At 74.4% G+C, this 7,089-nt stretch carries 7 protein-coding genes; all 7 read left to right on the forward strand.

The window, feature by feature from the left end; translation table 11 throughout:
• Positions 1-277: 277 nt before the first annotated feature.
• Positions 278-1,237, forward strand: a complete 960-nt coding sequence (locus I4I78_RS27775; RefSeq protein ID WP_218614457.1) for an SGNH/GDSL hydrolase family protein — start codon at positions 278-280, stop codon at positions 1,235-1,237.
• 19 nt (positions 1,238-1,256) lie between these two features.
• Complete coding sequence (locus tag I4I78_RS27780) at positions 1,257-1,757, forward strand: pyridoxamine 5'-phosphate oxidase family protein (protein ID WP_218614458.1); 501 nt, start codon at positions 1,257-1,259, stop codon at positions 1,755-1,757.
• 44 nt (positions 1,758-1,801) lie between these two features.
• Positions 1,802-4,294 carry an FUSC family protein gene (locus I4I78_RS27785; RefSeq protein WP_218614459.1) on the forward strand — a complete coding sequence of 831 codons (2,493 nt, stop codon included), beginning with the start codon at positions 1,802-1,804 and terminating at the stop codon, positions 4,292-4,294.
• A 9-nt stretch (positions 4,295-4,303) separates the two neighbouring features.
• Positions 4,304-5,038, forward strand: a complete 735-nt coding sequence (locus I4I78_RS27790; RefSeq protein WP_218614460.1) for an enoyl-CoA hydratase — start codon at positions 4,304-4,306, stop codon at positions 5,036-5,038.
• A gap of 188 nt (positions 5,039-5,226) precedes the next feature.
• Positions 5,227-5,736 carry a L,D-transpeptidase gene (locus tag I4I78_RS27795; RefSeq protein ID WP_218614461.1) on the forward strand — a complete coding sequence of 170 codons (510 nt, stop codon included), beginning with the start codon at positions 5,227-5,229 and terminating at the stop codon, positions 5,734-5,736.
• A 76-nt stretch (positions 5,737-5,812) separates the two neighbouring features.
• Positions 5,813-6,154: a BlaI/MecI/CopY family transcriptional regulator gene (locus I4I78_RS27800; protein ID WP_218614463.1), complete on the forward strand. Its 342-nt coding sequence runs from the start codon at positions 5,813-5,815 to the stop codon at positions 6,152-6,154.
• Between the two features lie 99 nt (positions 6,155-6,253).
• Positions 6,254-7,089: M56 family metallopeptidase (locus I4I78_RS27805; RefSeq protein ID WP_218614462.1), on the forward strand; the 836-nt coding region annotated here is incomplete at its 3' end.

The following is a 7,089-nucleotide window of genomic DNA, read 5'->3' on the forward strand; positions in this document are numbered from 1 at the left end:
GGTCACCGCCCGGGGTCCGGCGGCGGGGAACCCGGCACCGACCGGCGCCCGTCCGACGGCGGGGAACCCGGCACCGACCGGCGCCCGTCCGGCGGCGGGTCCCCGTCGATGCCGGGTTCGAGCGTCACGGGCCGGATCTGACGCTCCGTGCCCGGGCCGGGCTTCTCGATCACCCGACCGGCGGTGGCGACCGTGCGTAACCCCCTGCCTACCGCGTCGTTGAGCCGGACAGACCGGTGATCGTCGCCGGGCGCCCCGAGCAGGAGGTCCGTCAACCGTGCGTCGTCCCCGCCCCGCCAGCTGGCTCGCCGTGGCGTCGATGACGCTGCTCACCTCGGCCGGGATGGGCGCACTGGCTCCGGCGCAGGCCGAGGCCCCGACGACCCTGGCCGCGACGACCTCGTCCTCGCGCAACCTCGACGTCTCCTCGATCGGGCGCTACGTGGCCCTCGGCGACTCCTACGCCGCCGGACCGCTGGTCCCGGTGCAGACCGGGCAGCCGGCCGGGTGCCTGCGCTCGAACCAGAACTACCCGTCGGTGCTCGCGAAGTCCGCCGCCCAGAAGGACTTCGTCGACGTCACCTGCAGTGGCGCGAAGACCGACGACTTCTCCGCGCCGCAGCCGGTGAACCCGGGCCCGAACCCCCCGCAGTACGACGCGCTCACCGGCTCCGAGGGCCTGGTCACGCTCACCATCGGCGGCAACGACATCGGCTTCGGCGACATCATCCAGAAGTGCGTGTCGGTCTCGTCGACGAACCTGCTGGGCGCGGCGTGCAAGGACTTCTACTCGCGGGGCGGCTCGGACGAGCTGACCGGCCGGATCGACGGCACCGCCTCGAAGATCTCCGACGCCCTCGACGAGATCAAGGAGCGTTCCCCGCAGGCCAGGGTGGCGGTCGTCGGGTACCCGTCGATCCTGCCCGACACCGGCCCGGGCTGCTACCCGATCGTCCCGTTCAGCGCCGGCGACACCGCCTACCTGCGTGACGTCGAGAAGAAGCTGAACGCGATGCTCGCCGAGCAGGCGAAGGACGCGAAGGTGGACTTCGTCGACACCTACACCCCGACGATCGGGCACGACGCCTGCCAGGTGCCGGGCCGTAAGTGGGTCGAGGGCCTGGTCCCGACCTCGCCGGCCGCGCCGGTGCACCCGAACGCCTCCGGCGAGCGTGCCATGGCCGCCGCGCTGGGCGAGGTCGTCGGCGTCCCGGTCGCCTCTCCCGCCGGGAGCTGAGCGGCCCTACGGTGGGGCCGTGCCCCGCGTCGGTGAGCAGGACCTGGAACGGATGGAGCAGGCGCGTCTCGACGACGACCTGATCGCCGAGCTCGCGACGACGGCGCGCGAGTGCACGTTCCTGTTCACCGCCTCCGACGGCTGGCCCGCCGGGGTCACGATGAGCCACCTCTACGCCGACGGAGTGTTCTGGCTGACGTCGGTGGGGACCCGGGCGCAGGTCCGGGCCGCCCGGCGGGACCCGCGGGTCGGGCTGGTGATCTCCAGCCTGGGTACCGGGCTCGACGGCCGCCGGATGGTCCGGGTCAAGGGGCACGCGCAGGTGCTCGACGACCCCGGCACCCGGGCCCGGATGCTGCCCCGGATCAGCGAGCACCTGGCTCCCGGCGGCGCCGAGCGGCTGCGCGGGCTGCTGGACAGCCCGGACCGGGTGCTGATCCGGGTGGAGCCGGTGTCGTTCCCGCAGACCCACGACTCCCGCCGGGTCTCCGGCGACGGGCGCGGGGGAGCGCGCGGGTAGGTCGGCTGTCAGAATGCCGCCGTGACGAGCTGGTGGGGGCCGCGATGACCTGGTGGTCCGAGCTCCGCACCCGCCTGGCGGCGATCGATCCGGGTCGCACGCGGCTGCACCTGGCCTCGGTCGCGACCGCGTCGATGATGCTCGCCGCCGGGCTGATGAGCGTGCTGCGGACCGCGACCGGGCAGCCGGTCACCGTCGTCATGTTCGCCGTCGTGCTGGCGATGGTCAGCAACCTGGCGGTGAACGAGCCGGTGCTCGCCCGGCGCCGGGTCACCACGGCGCTGATGATCCTGCCGGCGGCCGCCTCGGCCATGCTGAGCTCGCTGCTGGCGTCCAACCGGATCGTCGCCGACGTCGTGTTCGTGCTGGTCATGATGGGCGCGGTGGCGATCCGGCGGTGGGGTCCGCGGTTCATCGCGCTGGGCATGGCCGCGTTCATGCCCTACTTCTTCGTCCAGTTCCTGCAGGCCGGCCCGGCGGAGCTGCCCTACCTGCTGGCCGGCGTCGGGATCGGGATCGGGACGACGTTCGTGCTGCGCTGCCTGATCTTCACCGAGCCCGTCGACCGGGTGGTGGACCGCCTGCTGCGCGCGTTCGAGGCCCGGCTGCACGCGCTGGAGCTGGCCGTCCTCGACGTCCTGGAGGCCGGTCACGGCGAGCGCGAGCTCGACGAGATCGCCCAGGCGCAGGCCCGGCTGAACGAGACCGCCCTGCTCGTCGCGGACCGCCTGGACGAGGCGGAGGACGGCCCGGCGTCGCGCCTGCACCCGCGCCCGAACCGCGCCGAGGTGTCCGACGACGCCGGTGGCGGGAAGGGCGACGACGGGCTCGTCCTCGACGGGCTGCGCCAGTGGATCGTGGACTCGGAGCTGGCCGCGGAGCGCCTCGCGGTGTCCACCCGCCGGCTGGTGGAGCACCGGGACCCGGTCCCGTCCGAGCACCGCGCCGCGCTGGCCGACGGCGTCCGGGCGCTGGTCTCGGCCACCTCGGTCGGGACCCCGCGGGCGATGGCGGCCAGCCTCTACGAGTCGGCCCGCTCGTCGGTGCACCGGATCGTCGACCTGCCGGGCGGGACCGATGCCACCGCACGCGAGCAGCGGATCGCCTTCGCCGTCGTCCGGGTCGCGGACGCGATGCAGACGACGGTCGAGCAGGCCCAGCGCCGGATCGACGAGCGGCGCGGGCACCGCGCGGCACGTGACCGCGGCGAGCCCGCCCCGGCACACGGGCGGCACGAGACGGACGCACCGGCGCAGGACGCGTTCCCGCCGGTCGCCCACGGGCGCCACGAGAGCGCGGGCGACCCGGCCCCGGCGTCCACCGCGCCCGGAGGCGACCGACCCGGAGGCGACCGACCCGGAGGCGACCGACCCGGCGGCGACCCGGCCCCGGCGCGGGACCCCGACCGGGACGAGGGCCTGGCGCTGCACACCCGCCAGGCCGTGCAGGTGGGGGTGGCCACCAGCCTGGCCATCGTCGTCGGTGAGCTGATCTCCCCGGCCCGCTGGTACTGGGCGGTGATCGCCGCGTTCGTCGTGTTCGCCGGCGCCTCGAGCCGGGGTGACGTGCTCAGCCGCGGCTGGGAACGGGTCCTCGGCACCGCGGGCGGGGTCGTGGCCGGGATGCTGCTGGCCCTGGTCGTCGGCGGGAACCTCGTGCTCAGCCTGGTACTGCTGTTCGCCTGCGTGTTCCTGGCGCTGTACCTGGTGAAGATCTCGCAGGCGATGATGGCGTTCTGGATCACCGCCGTGCTCGCGCTGCTCTACGGCGTGATCGGCCAGTTCAGCGTCGCGACGTTGCTGCTGCGGGTCGAGGAGACCGCGATCGGCGGCGTGCTGGGCATGCTGGCCGCGTTCCTGGTCCTCCCGACGCGCTCGCGGACCGCGTTCGGCGACGCGCTGGTGGAGGCCGTCGACGGCGTCGTGGCCGGGCTGACCGGCTCGGTGGACCGGATCCTCGGACGGCCCGGGGACCGGCACCCCCTCGAGCTGGCCCGGGAGCTGGACGCCTCGGTCTCGACGGTGCGGACCAGGGCCCGTCCACTGGAGCACCCGATCGCGCGCCGCCCGCTGCGCCGCGGGGTGCACCACACGGTGCGGATCATCGCCGGCCTGGACTACTACGTGCGGATGCTGGCCTCGCTCACCGAGACCGCCCGCAGCCCCGGCTGGGCGGGCACGCTCGACCCGGCGACCGACCGGGTCCGGGAGAACCTCGAGGGCCTGCGCGAGATCCTGCGCGAGGGGTACGGGCCGTCGCGGACCGGACGCCGCCGGGGTGAGGGCAGGGCAGGGTCCGGTGCCGATGCCGGCGCGGTGCGCTCGGCCGAGGACCTGATCGACGCCGCCGAGGCCGACGCGTCCGCGGCCGGCCCCTCCCGCGATCGGCTCGCGCTTCTCGGGGTGGCCCGGATGCTGCGCCGCATCGACCAGCTCACGGTCGGGCTGTCCCGCGACCTGACCGGCCGAAGCTGGGTCGACGCGGAACCCACCGCCGCCGGGGGAGCCCGTCCAGGCGGGGGCCCGAGGTCGTCGTAAGCTCGGACCGTGATCAACGTGTCGACCACCGACGGTGTCGGGCTGATCGAGCTCGACCGCCCCGAGCGGCGCAACGCGCTGGACGTCGCGACGTGCCGGGAGCTGGTCGACGCGACCGTCCGGGTGCGCGAGGAGGGCGCCCGCGCGGTCGTCGTCACCGGCAGCGGCAGCAGCTTCTGCTCCGGGGCGGACTTCGGCGAGGTCTACACCGACGGTTTCCGGGAGGCGCTCTACGCGGCCCTGCACGCCGTCGTGGACCTGCCGATGCCGGTCGTCGCCGCGGTCAACGGGCCGGCCATCGGCGCCGGGATCCAGCTGGCGATCGCCTGCGACCTGCGGACGGCGGCACCGTCGGCGGTGTTCGCGCTGCCCACGGCCCGGCTCGGGCTGGCCGTGGACCCGTGGACGATCGACCGGCTCGTCCAGATCGCCGGCGGCGGGAGCGCGCGCAGCCTGTTGCTGGCGTGCGCCCAGCTCGACGTCACGACGGCGCACGCGCGCGGGCTCGTCGACTCCCTCGGTGAACGCGCCGACGCGCTCGCCCTCGCCGCGGACCTGGCGACGATGGCGCCGCTGACGCTGGCCTACAACAAGATCGCGGTGAACGCGTTCGGGCGCAGCCACCCGTCGGCCGTGGTGCCCGACCTGGACGCCGAGTTCGAGCGATGCTGGGACAGCGAGGACATCCAGGAGGGCCGCATCGCCCGCTCGGAGAAGCGCCCGCCGCGCTTCAACGGCCGTTAACCGAGCCCCTGCCGCGGCGAACGGACCCATGCCGCCCCGCCGTTCGGATCAAGATCGGCTTCGGTTACTGTTCGTTCGCACTCCGATCGCAGAGGGCCACGGACTTCGGGCCGTGCCAGCAGGTCGATCGAACGCTCCGGGCCGGCCAGGCCCGGCGGGACGTCGCACGACGGGCACGGAGGTTCTCGATGGGGATGCTGCGCGGACGCCGCTCCGGTGTACTGCTCGGGGTCGTCGCGCTGGCCGGCGCCGTCTCGGTCGGCATGGCCTCGGCCGAGGACGGCCCGTCCGGGACGCAGCCGGACTCCGGCACGGACGCCCCGAAGGTCGCCACCGGTGCTGCCGTTCCCGGCACGCCGTGCACGGCGTCGGCGCGGGCCTGTGTCGACGTCGGCTCCCGCCTGACCTGGCTGCTCGAGGACGGCCGGATCGTGCACGGCCCGGTGGCCATGCGCCCCGGCGACGCGCAGGACCCGACGCCGAAGGGCGTGTTCGCGGTCCAGTGGAAGGCCGAGCAGTGGACCAGCCGTGAGACCTACACCCAGATGCCGTACTCGGTGTTCTTCGCCCCGGGTGGCGTCGCGTTCCACCAGGGCGCCATGGACACCCCGTCCGCGGGCTGCGTGAAGCTGGTCGAGGCCGAGGCCCAGCGCTACTTCGCCGCGCTTCAGGTCGGCGACGAGGTCCAGGTCTACTAGGCCGATCGGCGGTTCACCGCCGTCGTCGGGCAATCCGTTCTACGCCCAGTAGAAAGGATCGCGTAGGATGACCTTCGTGGCGAGCCTGGGCGAGTTGGAACGTGCGGTCATGGGCGTGCTGTGGGAAGCGGACAGGGACCTGACCGCCCGCGACGTCCAGGACGCACTCGCCGCACGGGACCTCGCGACCACCACGGTGCTCACCGTGCTGGGCCGGCTGGAGCGCAAGCAGCTGGTCCGCCGGATGCGTGACGGCCGCGCCCACCACTACCGTCCGGTCGCCAGCCGCGAGGACCACGTCGCCGAGCTGATGAGCGACGCCCTGGACGGCGCGTCCGACCGCGGTGCGGCACTGGCCCGGTTCCTCGGATCGATGTCCGAGGAGGAACGGGCGAACCTGCGCGACCTGCTGGACTGAGCCGGTTTCGGCCTCGACGGCGCACAGGCGACGGCGCCGATCCGGCCCCCAGTGGGGGACCGAGTGTCGGTACCGCCCCGCACCCACCATGATGCAGCGATGGAGCTGACCGCGCTGGCGCTGGTCGTGCTCGGCGTCATACTCGCCGAGCCGGTCAGCCACGGCCTGTCGCGGGCCCGCTGGCCGGACCGCGACCCGGTGGGCGCGCTCCTGTTCTGGCAGGCGGTCGGGCTCTCCGGCGGGATCTCGCTGTTCGGCGCCGGGCTGGCCTACGGCCTCGCCCCGCTGGGCCCGAACCTGCCCGCTGCGGCCGGTGTGGCGATCTCGGAGCTGGCCGGTGGCCGCTACCCGGACGGGCTCGGTGTGCTGCACCTCGTCGCGCTGCTGGTGGCGCTGGGGGTGCTACTGCGGCTGCTGGCGGTGCTGGCCGTCACGACCACCCGCACGCTGCGCACCCGTCGCCGCCACCGCGACCTGCTCGACGTGCTCGCGACGCCGTGGCCGAACGCGCCGGGTACCCGCGTCCTGGACCATCCGGTGCCGGTGGCCTACTGCCTGCCCGGGCGCAGCTCGCGGCTGGTCGTCTCCGCCGGGGTGCTGGAGGCGCTGGACACGGCGGGCGTCCGGGCCGTGCTCGCCCACGAGCGGGCGCACCTGCGCGAACGCCACGACCTGGTCGTGCTCCCGTTCGTGGCCTGGGGCGCGACGGCGCCGTTCGTGCGCGGGATGGTGTGCGCCCAGATCGCGGTCGCCAAGCTGATCGAGATGCGCGCCGACGACGTGGCCGGCAGCCGATGCGACCCGGCGGAGCTGGTGACCGCGCTCAAGGCCGTCGGGGGCTCCGTGCCGGCCGCGGCACTGAGCTCGTTCACCGCGGCCCTGGAGCACCGGATCGACCGGATCTCCTCACCACCCCCGCCGCTCCCGCTCCCGGT

The sequence above is a fragment of the Pseudonocardia sp. KRD291 genome (genome assembly GCF_019263595.1).
Lineage (GTDB): Bacteria > Actinomycetota > Actinomycetes > Mycobacteriales > Pseudonocardiaceae > Pseudonocardia.

Excerpts from the sequence above, each read along its gene's own strand:
- I4I78_RS27795 (WP_218614461.1), top strand. The coding sequence starts at position 5,227 with ATGGGGATGCTGCGCGGACGCCGCTCCGGTGTACTGCTCGGGGTCGTC.
- I4I78_RS27785 (WP_218614459.1), top strand. The coding sequence starts at position 1,802 with ATGACCTGGTGGTCCGAGCTCCGCACCCGCCTGGCGGCGATCGATCCG.